A 23,639-nucleotide genomic window follows, 5' to 3' on the forward strand; every position below is an offset into this window, starting at 1 on the left:
AGAGAGATGACCTTGAAGACCACCAAGCTCCGCGACGCGATTACCTTCGCGCTCGTCGCCGGCGCAACCGCCGTGGCGGGTACCGGCGTGGCATTCGCGCAGGAAGATTCGGAAGGATCGACCGGCCAGAGCGCCAGCAGCCTCGACCGCGTCACCGTCACCGGTTCGCGCATCAAGCGTGCCGACATCGAAGGTGCCCTGCCGGTCGTCGTGATCGATCGCGCCCAGCTGGAAGCCAGCGGCGACGTGTCGGTGTCCGACTACCTGCGCAACACCAGCTTCAACTCCTTCGGTTCCTTCCAGTCGACCTCCGGCAGCTCCGGCATCGGCTTCTCGGGCATCAGCCTCCGCGGCCTGGGCACCGCCCGTACCCTGGTGCTGATCGACGGGCGTCGCGCCCCGACCGCCCCGATGCTCGGCAACTCGCAGGACCTGAACTCGATCCCGATGGCGGCGATCGAGCGCATTGAAATCCTGTCCGACGGCGCCTCCGCGATCTACGGCTCTGACGCCCTGGGTGGCGTGGTCAACATCATCACCCGTCGTGACTTCGAAGGTGCCGAACTCACCGTTGGCGTGGGTCGTCCCACCTCTGCGGGCGGCGACACCGAGGAAATGAGCTTCGTGATCGGCAGCTCCGGCGAGCGTGGCCGCGTGCTGGCCGGTGCCTCGTACTCCAACCGCGACGTGATCTACAGCCGTGACCGCGACTACTGGTACAACCCGGAAGCCGGCCTGCTGGGCGCGTCGATCTTCTCCAACAACTTCTCGCTCTCGACCTCGAGTGCTGCAGGCCAGCGCCTGACGCATCCGACGTTCGGCACCGCCGTCCCGGGCCTGTGCACCAATGGCGACGACAGCGACCTGTTCTACCAGGATTCCGCGCGCGTCTGCCAGTTCAACCACCTGGCCACGTCGGCCAACCTGACGCAACTGGAGAACACCGCCGTGTTCGCCCGCGGCGACTACCAGATCAATGACGACTGGATGCTGTACTTCGGCGCCACCGTCAGCCGCACCGAAGGCTTCGGCCGTTTCGCCGCGGTGCCGTCCAGCCCCTGGCCGGGCGGCGCCATCCGCCTGCGCGCGGGCAGCCCGAACCACCCGGGCACCATCGGCGGCAACAATCCGAATGCCGCTGACCCGTACTACCAGTCGCTCAACGGCCAAGACATCTTCCTGTTCCACCGGTTTGCGGCCCTGGGTGAACGCGACAACTTCCTCGAGAACACCACGTACAACTACAGCCTCGGCTTCGAAGGCCGCGTGATGGACACGTTCGACGTCGATTTCGGCGCGCGCTACGTCGAGTCGCGTGCCACCAACCTGGGCACCAACTACGTGGTCGGTGGGCTTGCCCAGCAGGTGATCGATTGCACCACGGCCGCCCGCTGCTACAACATCTACGATCCGTACGCCGGCAATCCGCGCGGCCTCGGCATGACCGCGACCATCTCGCGCGACATGAAGACCACGCAGAAGGAAGTCTACGGCAGCGCCGCGTTCGACCTGTTCGACATGTCCGGCGGCACCGCCGGTGCCGTGCTGGGTGCGGAGTTCCGCGAGGAGTTCTACCAGGACATCTACGATCCGCTGTCCGAATCGGGCCAGATCGTGGGTTCGGCAGGCAATTCGGCTGCAGGCGGTCGCGACGTGTACGCGGCCTACGGCGAAATCCTGTTCCCGATCGTGGACAGCTTCGAGATCAACCTGGCTGGCCGCTACGAGCGTTATAGCGACTACGGCAGCGACTTCGCCCCGAAGATCTCGTTCCGCTGGCAGCCGCTGGACAACCTGACCCTGCGTGCGACGTATGGCGAGGGCTTCCGCGCGCCGCCGCTGAACCTGCTGACGCAGCGCACCGCGTTCAGTGCCACCGCGACGTCCGATCCGCAGACCTGCCAGCTGCTGGCTGGCACCCCGAGCTGCCAGACGCAGGTCAGCACCTACGGCATCTCCAACCCGAACCTGGGTTCGGAGCAGTCCAAGCAGTGGGGCCTGGGTGCAGTGTGGGATGCGGGTGACTGGCTGAACGTGACCCTCGACTACTACAACATCGAGATCACTGAGTCGATCCAGGGCATCACCCTGGCCACCGTCGTCGGCTGTCTGCGTGGCGTGCTGTCGATCTGCCCGAGCGGCCTGTCGGTGTTCCCGGCCGGCACCGTGCTGCCGAACGAATCTCTGGGCCTGGGCGCGCAGTTCGACGCCGTCACCGGCGGTATCGTCAATGCCCAGACCGGTTCGGGCAACATCGGCTTCATCGAAACCGATGGCTACGACCTGACCCTCCGCACCAATTTCGACTTCGGTGCCGCGGGCCGCCTGCGCAACATGTTCAACGTCAGCTACGTCGGCAACTACGCGGCCAACGGCGCAGCCAGCGTCGTCGGCACGCCGGGCTATCCGCGCATGCGTGGCATCCTGACCAACACCTGGGACATGGGTGACTGGTCGGTCAACTGGAACATCAGCTACATCCACGGCACGCAGTCGGCGGCTTACCGCCAGTGGCTGGGTCTGGAGCGCAACCAGGCCCGCTCGCCGGCCCAGCAGGCCGAGTGGGTCCGCCTGCAGACCTTCCCGGACCGCCTGCCGTCGTACGTCATCAACGACGTCCAGCTGAACTACAAGGCGCCGTGGAACGCCACGATCACTTTGGGCATCAACAACGTTGCCGACAAGATCCCGGTGTTCGACACCTCGCTGGGCGGTTCCAGCTACGACTCGTTCCTGTACGACCCGTGGGGCCGCGTGCCTTACGTCCGTTACACCCAGCGCTTCTGATCCAGGCTGGACTGCACTACGCACTACGGAAAGGGCCCCCTCGGGGCCCTTTTCTTTTGGCTGCCGGCAACGATCGAGCCAGCGATCCCGGAAACTTGAATTGAATGCGCGATCAGTGCTATTGACGTCATTCACTTCCAGAGGGGGATGTTGAATGCGAAACGTGAATGCCCTACTCGGCTTCGCGCTGTTTTGCATGCTTGGGTCGACCGCCCACGCAACACAGGGCGATCTGGACGTGCAGTCCCGCCCGTTCGCGCAGCAGGCGCAACTGATCCGCAGCGCGATTGCCACCGGCGAGGAGTACAGCGAGATATCCGCATCCGATCGCGATGTCGTGCTGGCCTTGTTGACCCGCATCGAAACCACGCTTGGCTCGGCCGAGTCCGTGGACGCACTTCTGACGCAGGCGAGGGTGGATCTGTTCAACGACCAGGAGCAGGTCAACGCGATCCTCACCGGTGCACGCGAGGACAGCCGCATCATCTGCCGGCGCACCCAGGTCACGGGTAGTCATCGCAAACAGCAGGTCTGCGCGACGAAGGCCGAGCGCGACCGCCAGATTGCAGCCGATCGCGAGAACCTGGATCGCTATCGATCCATGCGCACCGATCCCGGCCGCCCACTCGAACCTTGAGGACCATCGGGGCCGCCAACGCGGGCAAGCCCTGCTGCTATGCTGTCTCGCAATATCCGCGCCCGCCGCAGTACACCCTGCGAAGGTCGGCGAAACTGATCATGGTTGGGAGAATGACTTGAACTACCTGAAGATGCTGCTGCTCGGGATTCTCCTGGCGTGGACATTCCTCCACGCCACGCATGCGTCCGAAACGGATCTCGACGTGAAAGCCCGCTCGTTCGCCGTGCAGGCCGCGCAGATCCGTGCGGACTTGTCGGCAGGCGATGCTTACTCGGAGATCTCCCCGTCTGATCGGGACACGGTGCTTGGGCTGTTGGCACGCATGGAAACCATGCTTGATGCCAGCGAGAATGACATCGATGGCCTGCCGTCGGATTCCAGGGTGCAGTTGTTCAACGATCAGGAGCAGGTGAACACCATCCTCACCGGCGCGCGCGCCGACAGCAGGATGGTATGCACGCGCACGCAGGTCACCGGCAGCCATCGTCGGCAGCAGGTCTGCATGACCGTGGCTGATCGCGAACGGCGGCGTGCGCGGGACCGCGAGGATGCGATGCAGAAGCAGCGGGCGACACCTTGCATGGGGCAGGGCACAGGCTGCGTGCTTCCCGGACTCTAGGCCCGCAGCGCTACTGCAGCAGCGCGCAGCGTGCCACGGACGGCCGTCGTCCCGCCATGGAGGCGCGGGCTTACACTAGATACTCTGCGCCGACCTGCCGTGCCATGACCTCGACGATCATCACCGCCTTCGCCGTCCCCATCGCGACCATCGAGATGGCGGACTGCGATACCCTGAACGCTGAACTGCGACGGTTCTTCGTCGAATGCCAGTCGTATGGCGACAAGTACGCCAATCCGGATCCTTTCACGCATCGCAATGCGTCGCTTTTCGAGAGCCAGTTCACGCTGTTCGATTGGCGGCAGCCGTCCGTCGCCAGGCTACGCGACTTCTGCGTCTCGAATCTCTACCAGGTCATCCGCGAACTCAACGGCTACGACCTCCAGACGCTGCAGAGGCTGCACATCGCGTATGAATCCTGGTTCCACGTCACGCGCAGGGGCGGGTACTTCGGGGTGCACAACCATCCCATGCATTCTTGGTCCGGGGTCTACTGCGTTTGCCAGGAAGGCGACGAAGGCAATGAGGACAGCGGCAAACTCACCTTCATCAACCCTTTCGCGTCGAACACGATGTTCGTCGACATGGCATCCCACAAGCTCAAGCCGCCGTACCAGATCGGGAGCATCCCGACGCGCCTCAAGCCGGGGCAATTGGTGATCTTCCCGTCATGGCTGCTGCACGAGGTGACGCCTTTCGAGCCGGAAGGCGATGGCCTGCGCATCACCGTGGCCTTCAACGCACGCTTCCGGATGGATGGCGTGGAGCGACCGACCCCGCCTTCTGGCGTGTGACGGCCTTGTCCCGCGGTGCGGCAGGAGTCCTGCGATCCGCTCATGCGCCACGCCATGCCGCCTGCAGCGACCAGCCGACGCAGCGAGGCCCAGGGCGTGCCAAGGCACGGATGCCCGAGCCAGCTCCGGCGACATAGCCAATGGGTTGCCCCACCCCCTGACGCGCGCTGGCAGGCCCGCCCCAAGAGCGCGACAATGCACCTCTTCGCTTCCCCGCCTGTCCGCAATGCAATGAACGACACGCATAACGAACGCATCAACGCGTTGATGCTTGAGGGCGACCGCCTTGCGCAGGACGGTCAGTCCATTTCCGCCGCCGTCTGCTGGCAGAAGGTGTTGGAGCTGGAGCCAGGCTTCCCCCCCGCGCTGGATTGCCTGGCCATGCAGGCTGCGCAACGCGGCGACATCGATATGGCGCGCGACCTGCTGGAGCAAGCGGTCGCCGCAGCACCGGGGTTCGCGATGGCCCACGCCCATCTATCCCGCGTCCATGCCGTCCTGGGCAACGAGAATGCGGCCTTGGCCTCGATCGATGACGCGATCAAGGCCGATCCAGCTGCCTGGGGCCCGCGGATGGAAAAGGCGCGCATGCTCGAGGCAAAAGGCCGTGATCGCGAAGCGGCCGCCGCCTACGGTTCCGGACTGGCGTACATGCCCGAACCCGCGCGTCAGGCGCCCGAGCTGCAATCGCTGGTTGGGCATGCGCAGAGAATGGTGGCGGAGAACCAGGCGCGGCTTCGTCAGTTCCTGGAGGGACGGCTGGGCGACCTGATGCGCACTGGCTCGCCCCGCAAGCTGGAACGTTTCCAGCACAGCTTTGACGTGCTGACCGGTCGCCGCGACATGGCTTTGTCCAGGCCGCTTACGCTCCCCTTCGCGCGCTTGCCCTCGATCCCGATCTTCCATCGCGAGGATTTCGACTGGGCCCCGGCTGTGGAAGCCGCGTTCCCCGACATGCTGCGTGAACTGCAGGCATTGCTCGAGGAGCAAGCGGAATTCGTCCCCTATGTGCAAATGCCGGACGATGAACCGAAAGGCCAGTTCGCTCCGTTGAACAACAACCCGGACTGGGGCGCCTACTATTTCTGGAAGAGCGGCCAACTCATCGAGGAGCATGCGCAGCGGTGTCCACTGACCGTGGAAGCGCTGGCGGACAACGCCCCCATGTGCATCGTTCCCAATCGTGCTCCAGTCAGCTTCTTCTCTGCCTTGAAGCCGGGAACCCACATCGCCGCGCACCATGGCGCGACGAACAGCCGCCTGACCGTGCACATGCCCCTCATCATCCCTCCGGACTGCGCACTGCGCGTCGGCGGTGAAACCCACGCCTGGAAACCCGGCGAACTGGTCATGTTCGACGACACGATCCTGCACGAAGCCTGGAACAACAGCGATCGTCTGCGCGTCGTGCTGATCTTCGACGTCTGGCATCCAATGTTGAGCGACCTGGAGAGGCAACTTGTCAGCGAAACCATCGCCGGCATCCTCGAATACAACGACAACATCGACATGGGCGAACTTTGAGCGTACGTCCCGCCGGAGCCACGCATTGGCGACTGCCTGTGCCACGACGTCGTCCCCTCACATGAGCGGGCACGCCGACGAAACGGCGATACGACAACCACGATACCAGCAGGATCCGTAAATTGCCGATCTCCAGCGCCCCCCCTAGTGGCGGCACGCCCGCCTCCGGCATCGAGCACCAACTCGTCCAGGTACGCAACGCGATCAGGACCGGCGACCTCGCGCGCGCCCGCAAGATCAGCGATGCCATGCTGGCCGCGCAACCCCATCATCCCGGCGTCCTGATCCAGCGATCCAGGCTGGAGTCCGTCGACGACAACTATCGACTGGCGCGCGGTTACACCCTGTCCGCGTATCGCGCCGGCATCCGCAACAAGCGGCAATGCATGCAGCTGCTACGCCGACTCAAGACGTTCAACCTCATCCCCGAGTTGCACGACTTCATTCCGCGCATTCCGCCGACACTGTCCGAGGACCCCGACGTTGCGTTGCTGCTCTCGTTGCTGATGCAGGTCCTCAACCAGCCGCAATCGGCCCTGCAACACGTGCAAGCGGCTGCAGCGCGACATCCCGGCTCCAGCGCATTGCAGTCCGAGATCGGACTGGCGATGACCCACCTCGGGCGTTTCGACGAGGCCGAGCGGCATTTCATGGAGTCGCTACGCATCAACCCCGGCCATGCGCCTGCGTGGTGGCATCTGTCGCGCTTGCCGCGGCATGGGGGCGGGTCCATCCACGTTGACGCATTGAAGCGCGAAACAAGCCGTGCGAACGCGCCTGCGAACAAGGCGCTGCTCGCGTATGCCCTTCATCGGGAACTCGATGGCGCGGGACACCATGCCGACGCCGCCGACGCCTTGGACCTGGCCTGCAAGACGATGCGGCAAGTGGTGGATTACTCGGCGGAGGACAACAAGCGGCTGTTTTCGATGCTCAAGGCGCTGCCGGCCGATGGGTCGAGCCCTCCATCCATGATGTCGGACGCCCCGTTCACCCCCGTCTTCATTGTAGGCATGCACCGCTCGGGCACGACGTTACTGGAGCATCTGCTGTCCGGGCACACGGAAATCTGCGCGGGCGGGGAATTGTATGACTTCACCAGCCAGCTGAGATTGGCGGCAGATCACCATTGCAGCACAGAACTGGATCACCAGATCATCCAGGCGTCGGGCGGTTTCGACTATGCCAGCATTGGGGCAGGCTATCTTGACTCAGTGGCCTATCGTTACCCCGGCCAGCGCTTCGTGACCGACAAGCTCCCCTCGAACTTCCTCAATCTCGGGTTCATCCTGCGCGCCTTGCCGGGCGCCAGGATCCTGCACATGTCACGCGACCCGATCGAAACCTGCTTCTCCAGCCTCCGCGAGCCATTCTCGGAAACCACCTGCCGCTATTCATACGACCAAGTGGAGTTGGCCGACTACTATCGGGAGTATTTTGCATTGATGCAGCACTGGCGCCAGCGCTTCCCCGGTCGGATCCACGACGTGACCTACGCCGCGCTCGCCGCGGATCCCGCTTCGGAACTCAAGCGCGTGGCCGCGCACCTCGGGGTCGAATACCAGTCGGCCATGCTGGAGGCGGAAGCGAACTCGCAGAGCGTCAATACCGCAAGCGCGGTCCAGGTCCGGCGCAAGCCGAGCCTGCCCTTGCGTCCCAAGTGGCAACCCTACAGCGAGTACCTCACGCCACTTGTGTGGAGGCTGTCGGAGATCGGCCAGCGCTACTGAACGGGCGACCTCGACAGGACTGCGGACTGCTCCATGCGCTGGAGCATGTCGGCAACGGCTGCCGAGGCATGCGTACCCAGGTCGTTGTTTCCGTCCACGGGTGGCGACAAGCGCCCATCGCGCAGGGCGTCGACTGTCGCTGCGATCAGCTCCGCCCGGTCCACGGTGCCATCCATCAACGGGAACAGCAGGCGGTCGATATCCATCACCTCCACGCTGTCGTGCCATGCGTTCGCGACGTGCTTGCGGTGCGGGGCCAGCGAGGCAAGCTGCTTCCGCACGACGGGATCCACGACAGGCCGGTCGCCGCTGGCAGGCACCACGGCCACCGCGGCCAGGCGCACCTGCGCCATGCCACGGAGCACCAGCTTCTCGCACAGTTCGTCGATCGCACCGCCGAGCACCTCGGCCGATACGGCGTCATTCCCGCCTTGCGTCTGGTAGGCGTACCTGATCATTTCGTCGCGCGTCACCGTGCCCGGCCATGTCTTGGCCAGCAGGTCGATGGCTTGCTTGATCCCGCTCAGGGCGACGCTGATGTTCGCCGTATTCGGTGGCGCCACGAACTCCTGCGGCTGTCCATCCAGCACGATCGGCCCGCCCACGGTGGCCAGGCGCGATGCGAAGTGCATGCCGTGCAATGCCCCTCTATCGAGTTCCCAGCGTAGACCGGCCGCGCGCTCGGCATGAACCAGCAGGGTTTGCCGGAACACGCGGCTCACCGCGAAATCCAGGTATTGCTCCACGCGCACCTGGTCCCCGCCAAGCGCGCCGTAGAGTTGGCGCGACAACTCCGGGTTGTAGTTCGATGGCATCATCATGGATGGCTGCGCCTCGCCGAGATAGGCGAGCCCATGCTTCTCCACGCGCCGGACGAACTCGTGGAAGTAACACGGCTGGTTGTAGGGCGCGAGGTATTCGTGGGCCACGTAGTCGATCGGTCCGTTCATGACCTGCGCCATGCACTCGTCCACCGCTGCGGCGGTCAGCCCGCCCGCCAGTGCCGTCTGCTTCAGGAAACCCAGCATGGACCGGCCATAGGCCACCTGCTCGGTCGCAGTCGGTCGCGCGCCGCCGTGCATCAGCATTGCGTCGCGGACGATCTCCTTCGTCTTCCAACCGGGATAAGTGTTGTAGCTGATGTAAGCCACGCCATCCGGGGCAAGGCAGCGATGGATCAATGCCAGCATCGCTTCCTGCACTTGTCGGGGGACCCAGCTGTAGACGCCATGGGCGATGATGTAATCGAACTCGCCGAGCGACTCTGCGTCGAGCTCGAGCAAGTCCGCTTCGACCAGGGAGATATTGCCGATCCCGAGCCGGTCGATCACCCCCTTTCCTTCGTCGATCTGGATGCGCGAGATATCCACGCCAACGGCCTTGCATGCGGGGTGGCGCAATGCGACCGGCACGAGGTTGCCGCCTGCCCCGCAGCCCAGTTCAAGGACACGTGCAGTCGCTATCCCGGCCGACGGTAGTCCGAACAGGCTGGCAACGGCGGCAAGCTGCTCTGGCGCGCTGTACTGGTATGCATACGAACTGTAGGGCAGGTCGTCGTAGCGCGCTCTGGTTTCGTGGTTGACGGGTTCCATGGCTCTCCGGGCCGCGCGGGCCTCAATGCAGGCCGTCGATCAGCGGCTGTAGGTATTTCTCGTAGGGCGCCCATTTGGGTACGTCGCGCACCACCACCTTCTCCCGGACCTGCACCGCACTGGCCGTGGCGACGCTTTTGCCATGCGAGTCTGGTTGCAACAGTTTGTCGGTGAACGGGAAGCCGCAGAAGTCGGCGACCTTGCGCATCGTCGCCTCGGTATTGCGGGTCAGGTCGGCATAGGTGACGTCCAGGATGCGACCCGGGAACATCGAATGCCAATGCTGCATCAGGTCACGATACTGGTTGTTGTAGTCCGCCAACTCGACCTGGTCGTACGAGTAGGCCGCCGCGTGGGCGAACAGCTCGCGGAAGTTGGAGAAGCAGGTTTCCACCGGATCACGCGACATGTGGATGATCTTGGCGTGGGGCATCGCCTGGCAGATGAACCCCACATTCATGTGGTTGGGCGGCCACTTGTCGGTGATGTGCGTATGTCCATTCAATCGCCAGGCCACGCCCTGCATGTACTGGCGGCCGAGTTCGGCGAAATCCACCCCGGGGACGCGGTCGATGGCCACCGGGTCGATCGCACTGGGGAAATAGTGATCCGTCGCAAGGCGAATGCGCGCGGCCATGTCGTGCAATTCGCCAGCGTTGAACACGCCGGGGTCGCCACCCATGAGTTGCTCCAGCAACGTCGTGCCGGATCGGTACATGCCGACGATGAAGACCGGGGTGAATCCCTCGCCTCGCGCAGCCACCGGCGGTTGGACCGGCATCTGCTTCAGCTTCGAGAACAGGCGGCGCGTGTCTTCCATATCGTAGCCGTGCGCCGCACGGTGCATGCGACTGGCCGTATCCAGCGCGGCGAAGGCGCCCGCGACGTCCCCGAGGTCGTCAAGCTCCTTGTGCAGCGCATAAAGCAGCCTCGTCTTGTCCACCGCCTTCTGCGAGGGCCTGTCCAGTGCGCGACGGATGGCGTCGACATGGTGGTTGTCCGCATTCCATTTGCGCATCCACGCCAGCACCCAGTAGGCATTCGCGTAGCCCGGGTCCTGGCGGAGGCACGCCATGATGTCCGCCTCGGCGTCGTCGAAACGACCGAGGAACAGTTCCATGGTCGCCCTGGCAAGGCGAAGCGACGGCATCTGCGGTGCCTGCCGCATGGCGAGGGTCACGAAGTCGATCGCGCTGGCCTGGTCGCCGAGCCAGCTCAACTGGGCGGACACCAGGTGCAGGGTCTTGGGGTCCGCCATGCCACGCAGGAAGGGCGAGGCATCGATGTAGCGGCGCATGGCGGCCGATTCCTCGAAATGCCTGAGGCACAACAGGACGCTGGGGACCAAGGCCGGCAGCCCCGTCGCGGAAGGCAGGGCGCGCAACGCGTACTCACGCCCCTTCCGGTAATTGTCGTTCGCCCTGGCTTCGAAACTCGACAGGTGCAGGAAGGCTTCGGGATTCTCGCCTGACTCCAGCACCTTGCGGTAATGCGCCGTGGCACCCGCCATGTCCCTGGCCGCGATCGCCTGTCGCGCGCGCGACAACCATTCATCGATGTGCGGCATAACCCCGTTCGTCATGTCTTGCGGTTCTACTGGTCCATCTTACATGCAAAAAAAGGGGCCCCGGACGGGGCCCCTCGTTGACTCGCCAGAGCTGCGATTACCAGTTCTGGGTGTAGCGGAAGTACACCTCGCGGCCGATGCCGTAGTACAGCGAGCTGTTGTAGTACGGCGGGGTGAAGCCGAACTGGTCGAGGCGCGGCTCCTTGCCGGTCACGTTGATCGCGCCGATGGTGAACCGGCCTTCCCAAGGTGCCTTGTAACTGACCGACACGTCATGGGTGATGTACGCCTTGTCGTTGCCGCAATTCGTGGACAGGTAGCCGAAGTCCACGATGTCCTGGCAGGTATAGCCCAGGTCGTTGACCAGGTAGTCCTCGGTGTACGACACGGTCTGGTCCATGGCGTTGATCGCCCATGCCAGCGAGAAGTTGCCCTTCTCCCATTCGTTGAGCAGCGTCGCGCGCCACTGGGGCGTGTCGGTGGTGTTGATGAAGTCGGTCGTGTCGGAGTTCGGGCCACCCGTCTCGAACTTGTTGATCCAGCTGACCTGCAGGTTGTTCCTCAACGAACCATAGGCACCCAGATCCAGCCTGGTCACGGCGCTGAAATCGAAGCCATCGGTTTCGATGAAGCCCTCGTTGGCGTAACCGGCACGCACCTGGAGGAGCGCGTTGGTCACCGGGTCGCGGACGGTGTACAGGCTGGCCGGCAGGAAGGTGCCGTTACGTTCGCGGTTGATGACCGTCTGCGCCGAGAAGAACCGGATCGAATTGGTCAGCTCGATGTTGTAGTAGTCGAGCTTCAGGCTCAGCCAGTCGGTCGGGTCCCACACCACGCCAGCGGACCACTGCTTGGAATCTTCCGGCTCCAGGTCGGGGGTCGCCACGCGCAGGCCGTCGATCTGCAGCGTCGAGCCCGGGGGCTGGCCGTAAGCGATGGCGGTGTCCGCGTCGACGACACTGTCGGCGGAGAAGGCATCCTTCGAGTTGAGGATGGTGAGCGGCGGAGCGCGGAAGCCTTCGCCGTAGCTGGCACGCAGCGTCAGCCTGTCCAGAGGCTGGTAACGGAGCGAGATCTTCGGCACGAACGAATCGCCGAAGTCCGAGTACGAGTCATAACGCGCTGCCACGTTGACTTCGAACTGGCTGGTGAACGGCAGCAGCCATTCGAAGTATGCCGACGTGTAGTCGCGCGAACCCGAACTTGAGTTACCCGACGAACCACCGATGTTGCCGGCTTCGGACTGCGAGTCATAGATGTCGGCGAAATCCTGCTTGTGGTGCTCCGCACCGACGACCAGGCCCGACAGTCCACCCGACAGTTCGAACAGGTCGAAGGTGCCGATGGCGTAGATCTCGTCTTCCTTGAAGAAGCTGTCGCGGCCGGTGGTTGCACGAACGGCGCCAAGCACGCTTTCCGGGTTGCCGAGCGGATCGAAGATATTGTACTGGCCACTCTGGATCAGCGCGGTAGCAATCGGGATGTTGACGTAGTTGCGGCCCAGCGACTGGAACTTGGACTCGGCGCGACGAATGCCGAAGTCCACTGCCACGCTGTCGGTCGCCTGCCAGTTGAAGCCAAGGGTGGTGTCGTAGGTATCGGTGTCGTCGAAGTTGTCGCGCGGGCCGATGGCGGCGAAGCGGTGCTTGAGCACCACGTCCTGGCCGGTCGTGTTGTTGGGGCTTGCGGCCGGGATGAAGATACCCGTGTCAGCCAGGGTCGGCGCGAAGCGGCCGAAGCTGCTCACGCGGGTCAGGCTGGAGTTCAGGTAGACCGACCAGTCGTCGGTGATCTGGTAATCACCGCGAAGGAACAGCGACTTCTGCTCGAGCGAAGCCGTGTCGGCCGCGACCAGGTTGTAGTCGTAACGGCAGACCGCGCCATCCTGCCAGAAGCCGGGGTTGTCACAGCCACCGGGCACGGAGGAAATGAACTTGCCCGGCGAAACATTGCCGTTGATCGGATTGACCGCCGGGACGTAGTAGTTGTTGGCGTTGGACGACGGGCCCCTGCGCCCCTGCATCCACGGCAGGTTGCGAATGTAGGAAATGTCGCGGTTGGCGTACGACACACCACCGAGCATGCGACCGCGCTCGCCGGCGATGCCAGCGACGACGGACCCGGACTCGGTGTCGCCACCGTACTGCGCGTTGCCGATGCCGACAGTGGCCTCGACGCCGTTGAAGTCCTTGCGGGTGATGATGTTGACCACGCCGCCGATGGCGTCCGCGCCGTAAATGGCGGAGGCACCGTCGGTCAGGATTTCAACGCGCTCGACTGCCGCCAGCGGGATGGAGTTGAGGTCGGAACCCGCCTCGCTGAACTGCGGGGAGAGCGGCAGGCGACGGCCATCGATCAGGATCAGGCTGCGACCGCCGCCCAAGCCACGCAGGCTCAGCTCGGACATCGACTGCGCCGATGAACCGGAGGCAGGCTTGTTGGAACCGAACGAGTTGAAGGTGGAGTTCTGCAGCAGGTCGGCGACGGTGGTCTTGCCGCTGACCTCGATGGCCTCGCGGGTGATCACGGTGACGGGCAGCGCACCTTCGATCTCGGCGCGCTTGATGCGCGAACCGGTCACCTGGACGCGATCGAGCGTGGCGGCGGAGGTGTTCTCGGCGGGTTCAGCGTCTTGCGCAACTGCACTGGCGGGTACGACGGATGCAGCACCGACGAACAGCGCGAGCTTGATTGCGCCCGGCAGTTTCTTGAGATTTGTCATTGGGGATCTTTCTCGAAGAGTGGGACAGCGAGAGGTCCAGAATTTCCGGGCCAATGGGTCGACCGCCGTCAGGTGCTGGCGGAAGGTGGCGGAAGAATAATGCAATTTTTACAAAAAAAGGAAGTGCAAACAGGCATCCGTGACTTATGGGATAGTCAGCATTAATCCTTTGAAAAACAGATGGTTATGCAAACCCAGTGAAGAACGGACGTAGCTCCATTCGGTTGTTGCCCCGGGTTCAGCAAGGTCAAGCCGGGTCGCTCGATCCAAGGCCAACCGGCAGCCGGACGCCATACGCGTTCAGGTCCGCCACCGCCGCATCGCGCTCGACGGCCCATGCGTCATGTTCAATGCCCAGCAAGCGATCCAGGTCCTCCGTTGCGAGGGCGATGTCATCCAGGTCCAGTTGCGTCCGGGTGGGCAACAGGCCGATGTCGCTGTCCTCGCCGGACACCACGCTACCGTCCACGCGCGCCACCATCCACTCCAGCACCCGGATGTTCTCACCGAAGCCGGGCCACAGGAACTTGCCGTCCTCGCCCTTGCGGAACCAGTTGACGTGGAAGATCTTCGGCAGCTTCGCGCCGGGCTTGTCGAACGACAGCCAGTGCGCAAAGTAGTCGCCGAAGTGGTAGCCGCAGAATGGCTTCATCGCCATCGGGTCGCGGCGCATCACGCCGACGGCGCCGGTCGCGGCGGCCGTGGTCTCCGACCCCATCGAGGCGCCGACCTGCACGCCGTGGGTCCAGTCGCGCGCCTCGAATACCAGCGGCACCAGGGTGGAGCGACGGCCGCCGAAGACGATGGCCGAGATCGGCACGCCCTGCGGATCCTCCGCGCGCGGCGACCAGCTGGGGCACTGCCGCGCACGGACGGTGAAACGTGCATTGGGATGCGCCGCCGGACCGTTGGCCGGGTCGAAGGGGCGTCCCTGCCAGTCGAATGCCGGCACGCGGTCGTCCAGTCCTTCCCACCAGGGCTGGTTGTCGTCGGTGACGGCGACATTCGTATAGATGGTGTCGCGCTGGATCATGGCCAGCGCGTTCGGGTTGGTCTTGGCCGAGGTGCCCGGGGCCACGCCGAAATAGCCGGCCTCGGGATTGATCGCCCACAGCCGGCCGTCCTCGCCGGGATGCATCCAGCAGATGTCGTCGCCGACCGTGGTGACCTTCCATCCCTTGGCGCGGTACGACGCCGGCGGGATCAGCATCGCCAGGTTTGTCTTGCCGCAGGCGCTGGGGAAGGCGGCGGCGATGTAATGGGTGTCGCCGGCCGGCGTCTCCAGCCCGAGGATCAGCATGTGTTCGGCCAGCCAGCCTTCCTGCCGGGCCTGCCATGACGCGAGCCGCAGTGCGTGGCATTTCTTGCCCAGCAGCGCGTTGCCGCCGTAGCCGGAACCAAAGGACTTGATTGCCAGGTCCTCGGGGAAATGCATGATGAAGCGGCGTTCGGGATCCAGCTCGCCGGTCGAATGCAGCCCGCGCACGAAGACCTTGCCGTCCGCGCCTTCGCGTTCGATCCGCGACAGCGCGTCCACGCCCATGCGCGTCATCAGTCGCATGTTGGCGACGACGTACGGCGAGTCGGTGATCTCCACCCCGCAGCGCGCCAGCGGCGAATCGATCGGGCCCATGCAGTACGGGACCACGTACAGCGTCCGGCCGCGCATGCAGCCATCGAACAGCGCATCCATCTTCGCGTGCGCGTCGGCGGGGGGCATCCAGTGGTTGTTGGGGCCGGCGTCGTCGCGCTCGCGCGTACACACGAAGGTCAGGTGCTCGACGCGGGCCACGTCGTCGGGATCGGACCGGTGCAGGTAGCAGCCCGGATGCGTCTGCTGGTTCAGCGGCAGCAAGGTTCCCTCGGCCACCATGCCTTCCAGCAGTGACGCGTACTCGGCGTCGCTGCCGTCGCACCAGTGGATCGCGTCGGGACGCGTGAGCGCCGCAACCTCGGCGACCCAATCATTGAGCGCAGCCAGACGGCTGCCATGCGCAGGCGACGCCTGCGGGCGCGGAACGGCATTCATCGGTGGTCCTCCCAAAACAGAACCGGCATCGCTGCCGAAAAGTGTCGCAATGGCGCGAGTGTATCGGGGCAAGCGCGAAGTCGCTCGCGGCAATGCCACATGCGCATGCATGCGCATGCGATGTCCAACGCTGTCATGCGAATGCGGTCGCCTTTGCGGCGACGGGAGTGGTCAGACCGGGACCAGCGTCTTCGTCAGGTGCTCGACATAGGCTTCGAACTCTTCCTGTGGCATCCGCGCCTGCTGCAACTGCAGGTTCAGCTGCAGGAAGCCGACATAGGCCGCATAGGTCAATCGTGCCCGATGCTGCGCATCCTCGCGACCCAGCCCGGTCTGCCGGAACGACGCGGTGAGGTAATCCAGGCGACGCTTCGAGACCCGCTCGATCACCGGCTGTACCGCGGGATGGTCCTGCGCCTTCAGCAGCGCGCTGTAGATCACGTGCGACTGGTATTCGTGCGCCACCATCTGGAACAGCGCCGCCAGGCGTTCGCGCGGATCCGGCACGCGCTCCAGCGCGCCGAACACGGCTTCCTGCTCCACGTGTTCCCAACGCTCCAGCGCCGACTGCAGCAGCGCATCGCGCGACGGGAAATGCCAGTAGAAGCTGCCCTTGGTCACGCCCAGGCGGCGCGCCAGCGGTTCCACCGCCACGGCGGCCACGCCCTGTTCGGCGATCAGGTCCAGCGCGGCCTGCGCCCAGTCGTCGGCGCTCAGGCGCCCGGTACGTTCCGGTGCAGCGGCCGACGCCGCTTCATCAAGTGCGGATGAGGTCATGGGCCGAGTGTATCCATACGCTGGGGCAGGGAAAAGTATCGTGCCGCCCTCCCCGTCCCGGCGCCGCGTAGCGCGTTGACAACACCCGGAAGCCTCACCATACTCAAGCGTACGGTTGTATCACGTGGCGTCCCCGCTCACGCGCGCATCATGGCGATCGGGTCCACGCCCAGCCCCGGAGAGGCATGATGAGCATCGCGATCCCCTTCCTTGCGTTCCTGCTGGCCGGCGCCTTCGCCGCCTACCACCGGCTGCGGCTGGCGTGGTGGGCCGCGATCACCGCGACCCTGCTGGTCGCCTGCTGGCTGCTGGGCGCCAACGCCACCGCCACCCTGATCGCGGCGCTGATGGTCGCGGCCATCGCCATTCCGCTGCTGGTGCCGCCGGTGCGCAAGGCGCTGGTGACCGCGCCGCTGCTGAAGTTCTTCCGCAAGGTGCTGCCGCCGCTGTCGAAGACCGAGCGCATTGCGCTGGAGACCGGGTCGGTGGGCTTCGAGGGCGAACTGTTCACCGGTGACCCGGACTGGGACAAGCTGCTCGCGTATCCCAAGCCGCAGCTGACGACGGAAGAGCAGGCCTTCCTCGACGGTCCGGTCGAAGAACTCTGCCGCATGACCGACGAGTGGCAGATCAACCACGTCCATGCCGACCTGCCGCCGGAGATGTGGGATTTCATCAAGCGCAACAAGTTCTTCGGGATGATCATCCCCAAGGAATACGGCGGCCTGGGCTTCAGCGCACTGGCGCACCACAAGGTGATCCAGAAGCTGGCCTCGGTCAGCAGCGTGGTCAGTTCCACCGTCGGCGTGCCCAACTCGCTGGGTCCGGGCGAACTGCTGATGCACTACGGCACCCAGGAGCAGAAGGACTACTACCTGCCGCGCCTGGCCGTCGGCGAGGAAGTGCCCTGCTTCGGCCTGACCGGCCCGTTCGCCGGCTCGGACGCGACCTCCATCCCGGATTACGGCATCGTCTGCAAGGGCGACTGGAACGGCGCGAACGTGCTGGGCGTCAAGCTGACGTTCGAGAAGCGATACATCACGCTGGCGCCCGTGGCCTCGCTGATCGGCCTGGCGTTCCGCATGTACGACCCCGACGGCCTGATCGGCGATACGAAGGACATCGGCATCACCCTGGCGCTGCTGCCGCGCGACACCCCCGGCGTGGACATCGGTCGTCGCCACTTCCCGCTCAACTCACCGTTCCAGAACGGGCCGATCAAGGGCAAGGAAGTCTTCATTCCGCTCAGCCAGCTGATCGGCGGCGTCGACAAGGCCGGTTTCGGCTGGAACATGCTCAACGAGTGCTTGGCCGTGGGCCGTTCCATCACCCTGCCCTCCACCGCCAGCGGCGGCACCAAGCAGGCGGCGGTGGTGGTGGGGGCGTATGCGCGCATCCGCAAGCAGTTCGGGCTGTCGATCGGCCGCTTCGAGGGGGTGGAGGAAGCGTTGTCGCGCATCGCCGGCAAGGCCTACGCCACCAGCGCGCTGTCGCAGGCCACCGCGGCCGCAGTGGATCGCGGCGACGTGCCGTCGGTGCCGTCGGCCATCGCCAAGTACCACTGCACCGAGATGGGCCGGCAGGTGGCCAGCGACTTCATGGACGTGGTGGGCGGCAAGGGCATCATCCTCGGCCCGCGCAACCTGGGCGGACGCGCATGGCAGGCCTCGCCGATCGCGATCACCGTGGAGGGCGCGAACATCATGACCCGCAGCCTGCTGATCTTCGGGCAGGGCGCGATCCTCTGCCACCCGTGGGTGATGAAGGAAATGAAGGCGGCGCAGAACCCCGACTTCGCGCAGGCGGTGGAGGAGTTCGACGAGAACCTGTTCGGCCACATCGGCTTCGCGATCTCCAACGCGGTGCGCTCGTTCTGGTTCGGCCTGACCGGCGCCAGGATCGGCGCGGCGCCTGGCGACGACTACACCCGCCGCTACTTCCGCAAGCTGGACCGCTACTCGGCCAACCTGGCGCTGATGGCCGACGTGTCGATGTTGCTGCTGGGCGGCAAGCTGAAGTTCAAGGAGTCGCTGTCCGGGCGCCTGGGCGACGTGCTCAGCCACGTCTACATGACCAGCGCGATGCTCAAGCGCTACCACGACGAAGGCGCGCCGCAGGGCGACCAGCCGCTGCTGGCCTGGGCCTTCCACGACAGCGTGCACAAGATCGAAGTGGCACTGTCGGCGGCACTGCGCAACTTCCCCATCCGTCCGGTGGGCTGGCTGATGTGGGCGCTGATCTTCCCCTGGGGCCGCCGCGCCGTACCGCCGGGCGACCGCTTGAGCCATCGCGTCGCGGCGCTGCTGATGTCACCCAACGAGGCGCGGGACCGGCTTGCCAGCGGCGTGTTCCTGACCCCGTGCGCCAACAATCCCGGCGGCCGCATCAACAGCTACCTGGCCAAGGCCATCGCCGCGGAACCGGTCGAGCGCAAGTTCCTCAAGGCGTTGAAGAGCAGCGACATCGAAGCGCTCGATTTCAAGTCGCAGCTGGACGAAGGCGTGCGCGAAGGCTGGATCACCGCCGACGAGCGCGCGCAGCTGGAGGAGCTGCGCGAACTGACCATCGATGCGATCAGCGTCGACGACTTCGATGCGGAGGAATTGCGTTCGGCCGGCTACCAAGGCAATCACGACGCACGCGAGTCGCGCGAAGCGGCCTGACGCCCACCGCGACGCGCATTCCCCCTCCCCCGTTTACGGGGGAGGGTCGGGGTGGGGGCAACCGCAGCCGCGCCATCTGTCTCTGCTTCCCCGCACACGCGGCGAAAGAACCGATCCCGGAAACATCCGATGAGCGCAAGCATCCTCCAGCTGTACCAGTCCCTCAGCCGCAAGCCCTTCGGCCACTGGCTGTTCTCCCGGCTGGTGTGCTTCAAGGCACCCTACTTCGGCAGCATCTCCCCGCGCATCGTGTCGCTGGCACCGGGTCGCGGCGAAGCGACGCTGCGGCATCGTCGACGGGTCACCAACCACCTCGGCACTGTGCACGCCATCGCGCTGTGCAACCTGGCCGAGTTCGTGGGCGGGCTGACCATCGACGTCAGCATCCCGGCGTCGATGCGCTGGATCCCGAAAGGGATGACCGTGGAATACCCGAAGAAGGCCATCGGCACCATGCGCGCCATCGCCACCCCGGCCTTCGAACCGCGCGAAGCGGCCGAAGGCTATGAACTGCCGGTGGACGTGGTGGTGTCCGATCCCGGGGGAGAGGCCGTGTTCCGCGCCCGCATCGCGATGTGGGTGTCGCCGAAACGGATGCCCTGAGCATGCGCGGCGACGCCATCCTGCTGCTGTGCGCGCTTCATAGCTTCGGCTTCGCGCTGTTCCACGCCGGCTTCTGGCGGCTGTTCGGCTGGCCACGGACGCTCAAGGACACCACCCTCGCCAACCGGGCGGTGATCCAGATCGCCAACGTGCAGCTGATCTGGGTCTTCGCCGGCGTCGGCGCGTTGTGCCTGCTGTATCCCGCGGAACTCGTGACCACGCCGCTGGGCAGGGCGGTGCTCGCGGGGATGGCGATATTCTGGACCGTCCGCGTCGCCGGACAGTTCGTCTGGCTGCGCGTCAACCATCCGCTGGTGCACGGCCTGACCGCGCTGTTCGCGCTCGGCGCCGCGTTGTTCGCATGGCCGCTGCTTGCGTAGGCGCACCGCGCTACGGGGCAGGCTTTCGGATATGAGGAACGCACTGCCTTCGAAGGCCGGTCGCGGGCGTGGCCCGCTCCTGCAAAGAGCGACGCGCCCCTGCAGGAGCGCTCCATGGGCGCGAACGGGAACGAATCGCCCGCGCGAGCCAGCAGTCGCGGGCATGCCCCGCCCCTACGACAACGAAATCGCCACCAAGGCGGCAATCGCCGGCACGCCCTGCACCACCAGGATGCGGCGGCTCACGCTCCACGCACCGTACAGCGCGGCCGCGACCACGCACAGCAGGAAGAACACCACCACGTTCCACTGCGCGGTCCACCGCCCCCACAGCAAGCCGGCGGCTAGGAAACCGTTGTAGAGACCCTGGTTGGCCGCCAGCACGCGCGTGGCTTCCGCCCGCTCCGGTGTATTGCGAAACGTCTTCAGGCCCAGCGGGCGCGTCCACAGGAACATCTCCAGCACCAGGAAATACAGGTGCAGCAGCGCGACCAGCACCACCAGCGCACTCGCCATCATCGGCATCGCATCACCTCCCACCGGCCAGTTGGCCGGCCTCGGTCACGGACTTGTCCAGCGGCCTCGGCGAGCGCTCGGACGGCAGCTTCGCTTCTTCCCTCAGCAGTCGCCAGGCGCTGAAGGTCATGCCCGAAGCAATCACCAGTCCAGCGCCGAACACCAAGTTCGAGCCGAACGCCGCAAGCAGCTTGTGCACCCAGACGAAGGTGAGGTCGCCGCCGCGATAGATCACGGTATCGATCGCCGCGCCGGCCTTGTAGCGCCACTCGCGGCCCACGCGCGTGTAGATGGTCTCGCGCGCCGGCTTGGCCAGCGAGAACTCGCTGGCGCGGGTGACCACCTGCACGATGGCGACGATGATCGGCAAGGGCGATGCCGACAACACCGAAAAACCGAGGATCACCGCCGCGCCCGGGATCAGCAGCGCCGGCGCGATGCCGAAGCGCGACATCAGCGCGCGCGTAACCAGCAACTGCACCACCAGCGTCAGCGTATTCACCGCCAGGTCGATCCTTGAGAAGAACGCCGTACGCTGCTCCGCGGTCTCGAACGCCGCGCGCACGATCGCGATCTGTTCGTTGTACAGCAGCGTGCCCACGCCCACGCCCAGCACCACCATCAGCGCCATCCAGCGCAGCAGCGGCTCCCTGGCGACCAGCTTCAGGCCGGCCAGCACCTCGCCACCCATCGGCACCTCGCCACTCTTCTGCCCCAGCGCCTGTTCGCGCAGCACCGCATACCGGCGCAGGCGCAGGATGCAGACCACGCACAACGCCAGCAGTGCGCAGGACACCAGCATCATGTTGGGAATGCCCAGCCGCTGCACCAGCAGGCCGGTCAGCAGCGGCCCCAGGAACGCGCCCAGCGTGCCTGCCGCACCGACATAGCCGTAGTACTTCCTCGCCTGCTCGTTGGTATACACATCGGCCATGAAGCTCCAGAACACCGCCACCGCGAACAGGTTGAACACCGTGAGCCAAAGCACGAAGGCCAGCCCACGCCCCTGCACGCCACTGTCGAACATGGCGTAGAACGCGAGCAAGGTTGCGATGAACACGCCGTAGATCACCGGCAGGAACACCCGTCGCGCGAACCGGCTCACCAGCCAGCCGTAGGCCGGCTGCAGCGCCAGCATGATCAGGAAGACCGAAGTGAAGACGAACTGCGGGACGAATTCCCCCAGCGCCACGCCGCGTTCGGCGAAGAACGCGACAAGCCCGGGCGGGAACACCGCGGTGACGTCGCTGGAGGCGATCATCGCCTCGCGCACGGGGCGCAGCACGTAGTAGCCGCTCAGCAGGCAGAAGAAATACAGGAACGACCACAACAGCGGCGGCGACTCGCCCAGCGCGGCACGGAAGCGGCCGAGGGTGTTGGCCGATGGGGTGCCGCCGTGTTCGCTGCTCATCCGAAGGTTCCGGCCGTGGCCACGCGCACGGTAGCCGATGCGGCACGATCCCGCCATACGCGCCGAGCAAATGCTCTATGCCGCGCACCTACCTTGCCGCGATGCCCGTCCGTCCTGCCAGCGCCGCGCCCACGTTCGATTACATCATCGTCGGCGCCGGCTCCGCGGGCTGCGTGCTGGCCCACCGGCTCAGCGAAGACCCCGCGGTGCGCGTGCTGCTGCTCGAAGCCGGACCGCGCGACTGGCACCCGTTCATCCACATGCCCGCGGGACTGGCCAAACTCGTCAACCGCAAGGGCGTGAACTGGAACTACGACACCGCACCGGAGGCGAACCTCGACAACCGCAGGCTCTGGTGGCCGCGCGGCAAGGTGCTGGGCGGCTCGAGTTCGATCAATGCCATGTGCTACATCCGCGGGTTGCCCGACGACTACGACGCCTGGGCGGCGGCCGGCGCCACCGGCTGGGACTGGCACGCGGCGCTGCCCTACTTCCGGCGCAGCGAAGGCAACACGCGCGGCGCCAATGCGCTGCATGGCGGCGACGGGCCGCTGGGCGTGTCCGACCTGCGCCACGTCAATCCGCTGTCGCAAGCCTTCATCGAGGCGGGAACGCAGGCAGGCTACCCGCACAACCCCGATTTCAACGGTCCCGTGCAGGAAGGCGTGGGCCTGTACCAGGTCACACAGCGCGACGGCGCACGGTGCTCGGCCGCCGCGGCCTACCTCGCACCGGTGCGCAAGCGCGCCAACCTGACGGTCGTCACCGGCGCACTGGCGCGTCGCATCACGTTCGAACACGGTCGCGCCAGCGGCGTGATCTACACCACGCGCGGCACCGCCTATCACCAGCCGGCCACGCGCGAAGTGGTGCTGTGCGGCGGCGCGATCAACTCGCCGCAGCTGCTGATGCTGTCGGGCATCGGTCCGGCAGCCCAGCTGCGCGCGCACGGCATCGACGTGGTGCACGATGCGCCACAGGTCGGCGCCAACCTGCAGGACCACCTCGACATCTGCACGCTCTGGCATTCCACCCAGCGCGTGACCTACGACCGCCTCAGCGACGCACGCATCGGCTTCGACTACTACCTGCGCGGTCGTCGCGGCGCCGGCAGCAGCAACATCGCCGAAGCCGGCGGCTTCGTCCGTTCGCCACTCGCAACGGATGCGCGCCCGGACATCCAGTTCCATTTCGTGCCGGCGATGCTGGACGACCACGGCCGCCACCGCCTGCCCGGCGACGGCTACACCCTGCACGCCTGCTTCCTGCGCCCGCGCAGCCGGGG

Annotated in this window: 17 protein-coding genes; 10 read left to right on the forward strand and 7 right to left on the reverse strand. The window is 65.5% G+C overall.

From position 1 onward, the window contains the following. The first annotated feature begins 6 nt into the window (after nt 1-6). From E2F46_RS09240 to E2F46_RS09265, 6 genes are all read left to right on the forward strand, one after another. A complete protein-coding gene (locus E2F46_RS09240; RefSeq protein WP_133321784.1) occupies nt 7-2,787 on the forward strand; it encodes a TonB-dependent receptor plug domain-containing protein in 2,781 nt (926 codons plus the stop codon). Between the two features lie 163 nt (nt 2,788-2,950). Next, a complete protein-coding gene (locus tag E2F46_RS09245) occupies nt 2,951-3,424 on the forward strand; it encodes a hypothetical protein (RefSeq protein WP_133321785.1) in 474 nt (157 codons plus the stop codon). A gap of 118 nt (nt 3,425-3,542) precedes the next feature. Continuing rightward, nucleotides 3,543-4,046, forward strand: coding sequence for a hypothetical protein (locus tag E2F46_RS09250; RefSeq protein ID WP_133321786.1), 504 nt, complete (start codon nt 3,543-3,545; stop codon nt 4,044-4,046). Between the two features lie 104 nt (nt 4,047-4,150). Further along, nucleotides 4,151-4,840 (forward strand): putative 2OG-Fe(II) oxygenase, encoded by a 690-nt coding sequence (locus E2F46_RS09255; RefSeq protein WP_165967415.1) that lies wholly within the window; start codon nt 4,151-4,153, stop codon nt 4,838-4,840. A gap of 231 nt (nt 4,841-5,071) precedes the next feature. Next, the gene (locus tag E2F46_RS09260; protein ID WP_165967416.1) at nt 5,072-6,364 is read left to right on the forward strand and encodes an aspartyl/asparaginyl beta-hydroxylase domain-containing protein; all 1,293 of its coding nucleotides are present in this window, start codon (nt 5,072-5,074) and stop codon (nt 6,362-6,364) included. 122 nt (nt 6,365-6,486) lie between these two features. Continuing rightward, nucleotides 6,487-8,094 carry a sulfotransferase family protein gene (locus E2F46_RS09265; RefSeq protein WP_133321789.1) on the forward strand — a complete coding sequence of 536 codons (1,608 nt, stop codon included), beginning with the start codon at nt 6,487-6,489 and terminating at the stop codon, nt 8,092-8,094. Here E2F46_RS09265 and E2F46_RS09270 read toward each other — a convergent pair. From E2F46_RS09270 to E2F46_RS09290, 5 genes are all read right to left on the reverse strand, one after another. Then, on the reverse strand, nt 8,088-9,686 hold the full coding sequence (locus E2F46_RS09270; protein WP_133321790.1) for a class I SAM-dependent methyltransferase: 1,599 nt from the start codon (nt 9,684-9,686) through the stop codon (nt 8,088-8,090). The genes E2F46_RS09265 and E2F46_RS09270 overlap by 7 nt on opposite strands. A 22-nt stretch (nt 9,687-9,708) precedes the next feature. Next, nucleotides 9,709-11,268: a tetratricopeptide repeat-containing sulfotransferase family protein gene (locus E2F46_RS09275; protein ID WP_133321791.1), complete on the reverse strand. Its 1,560-nt coding sequence runs from the start codon at nt 11,266-11,268 to the stop codon at nt 9,709-9,711. An 82-nt stretch (nt 11,269-11,350) separates the two neighbouring features. Further along, entirely contained in the window at nt 11,351-13,975 is a 2,625-nt protein-coding gene (locus E2F46_RS09280) for a TonB-dependent receptor plug domain-containing protein (protein ID WP_133321792.1), read from the reverse strand. A gap of 247 nt (nt 13,976-14,222) precedes the next feature. After that, nucleotides 14,223-16,004 carry a phosphoenolpyruvate carboxykinase (GTP) gene (locus tag E2F46_RS09285; RefSeq protein WP_133321793.1) on the reverse strand — a complete coding sequence of 594 codons (1,782 nt, stop codon included), beginning with the start codon at nt 16,002-16,004 and terminating at the stop codon, nt 14,223-14,225. A 171-nt stretch (nt 16,005-16,175) separates the two neighbouring features. Continuing rightward, nucleotides 16,176-16,781, reverse strand: coding sequence for a TetR/AcrR family transcriptional regulator (locus tag E2F46_RS09290; RefSeq protein ID WP_133321794.1), 606 nt, complete (start codon nt 16,779-16,781; stop codon nt 16,176-16,178). Between the two features lie 188 nt (nt 16,782-16,969). Here E2F46_RS09290 and E2F46_RS09295 point away from each other — a divergent pair, with 188 nt between their 5' ends. The 3 genes from E2F46_RS09295 to E2F46_RS09305 all read left to right on the forward strand — a co-directional run bounded on the left by E2F46_RS09295 (nt 16,970) and on the right by E2F46_RS09305 (nt 20,427). Continuing rightward, nucleotides 16,970-19,444 carry an acyl-CoA dehydrogenase gene (locus tag E2F46_RS09295; protein ID WP_133321795.1) on the forward strand — a complete coding sequence of 825 codons (2,475 nt, stop codon included), beginning with the start codon at nt 16,970-16,972 and terminating at the stop codon, nt 19,442-19,444. Nucleotides 19,445-19,573: 129 nt separating this feature from the next. Continuing rightward, a complete protein-coding gene (locus E2F46_RS09300; RefSeq protein ID WP_133321796.1) occupies nt 19,574-20,047 on the forward strand; it encodes a hotdog fold domain-containing protein in 474 nt (157 codons plus the stop codon). 2 nt (nt 20,048-20,049) lie between these two features. Next, complete coding sequence (locus E2F46_RS09305) at nt 20,050-20,427, forward strand: hypothetical protein (RefSeq protein WP_133321797.1); 378 nt, start codon at nt 20,050-20,052, stop codon at nt 20,425-20,427. 174 nt (nt 20,428-20,601) lie between these two features. Here the strand turns inward: E2F46_RS09305 and E2F46_RS09310 are convergent, their stop codons facing one another. After that, on the reverse strand, nt 20,602-20,952 hold the full coding sequence (locus E2F46_RS09310) for a DUF1304 domain-containing protein (protein WP_133321798.1): 351 nt from the start codon (nt 20,950-20,952) through the stop codon (nt 20,602-20,604). A 4-nt stretch (nt 20,953-20,956) separates the two neighbouring features. After that, nucleotides 20,957-22,354, reverse strand: coding sequence for an NTP/NDP exchange transporter (locus tag E2F46_RS09315; protein WP_133321799.1), 1,398 nt, complete (start codon nt 22,352-22,354; stop codon nt 20,957-20,959). 101 nt (nt 22,355-22,455) lie between these two features. Here E2F46_RS09315 and E2F46_RS09320 point away from each other — a divergent pair. Beyond that, nucleotides 22,456-23,639: GMC family oxidoreductase (locus E2F46_RS09320; protein ID WP_133321800.1), on the forward strand; the 1,184-nt coding region annotated here is incomplete at its 3' end.

Origin of the sequence: Luteimonas aestuarii (assembly GCF_004357985.1) — a bacterium.
Classification (GTDB): Bacteria; Pseudomonadota; Gammaproteobacteria; order Xanthomonadales; family Xanthomonadaceae; genus Luteimonas; species Luteimonas aestuarii.

Coding starts and splice junctions, on each gene's coding strand:
- E2F46_RS09240 (WP_133321784.1), top strand. CDS start 7: ATGACCTTGAAGACCACCAAGCTCCGCGACGCGATTACCTTCGCGCTC.
- E2F46_RS09255 (WP_165967415.1), top strand. CDS start 4,151: ATGACCTCGACGATCATCACCGCCTTCGCCGTCCCCATCGCGACCATC.
- E2F46_RS09260 (WP_165967416.1), top strand. CDS start 5,072: ATGAACGACACGCATAACGAACGCATCAACGCGTTGATGCTTGAGGGC.
- E2F46_RS09270 (WP_133321790.1), bottom strand. CDS start 9,686: ATGGAACCCGTCAACCACGAAACCAGAGCGCGCTACGACGACCTGCCC.
- E2F46_RS09275 (WP_133321791.1), bottom strand. CDS start 11,268: ATGACGAACGGGGTTATGCCGCACATCGATGAATGGTTGTCGCGCGCG.
- E2F46_RS09280 (WP_133321792.1), bottom strand. CDS start 13,975: ATGACAAATCTCAAGAAACTGCCGGGCGCAATCAAGCTCGCGCTGTTC.
- E2F46_RS09285 (WP_133321793.1), bottom strand. CDS start 16,004: ATGAATGCCGTTCCGCGCCCGCAGGCGTCGCCTGCGCATGGCAGCCGT.
- E2F46_RS09290 (WP_133321794.1), bottom strand. CDS start 16,781: ATGACCTCATCCGCACTTGATGAAGCGGCGTCGGCCGCTGCACCGGAA.
- E2F46_RS09295 (WP_133321795.1), top strand. CDS start 16,970: ATGAGCATCGCGATCCCCTTCCTTGCGTTCCTGCTGGCCGGCGCCTTC.
- E2F46_RS09300 (WP_133321796.1), top strand. CDS start 19,574: ATGAGCGCAAGCATCCTCCAGCTGTACCAGTCCCTCAGCCGCAAGCCC.
- E2F46_RS09305 (WP_133321797.1), top strand. CDS start 20,050: ATGCGCGGCGACGCCATCCTGCTGCTGTGCGCGCTTCATAGCTTCGGC.
- E2F46_RS09310 (WP_133321798.1), bottom strand. CDS start 20,952: ATGCCGATGATGGCGAGTGCGCTGGTGGTGCTGGTCGCGCTGCTGCAC.
- E2F46_RS09315 (WP_133321799.1), bottom strand. CDS start 22,354: ATGAGCAGCGAACACGGCGGCACCCCATCGGCCAACACCCTCGGCCGC.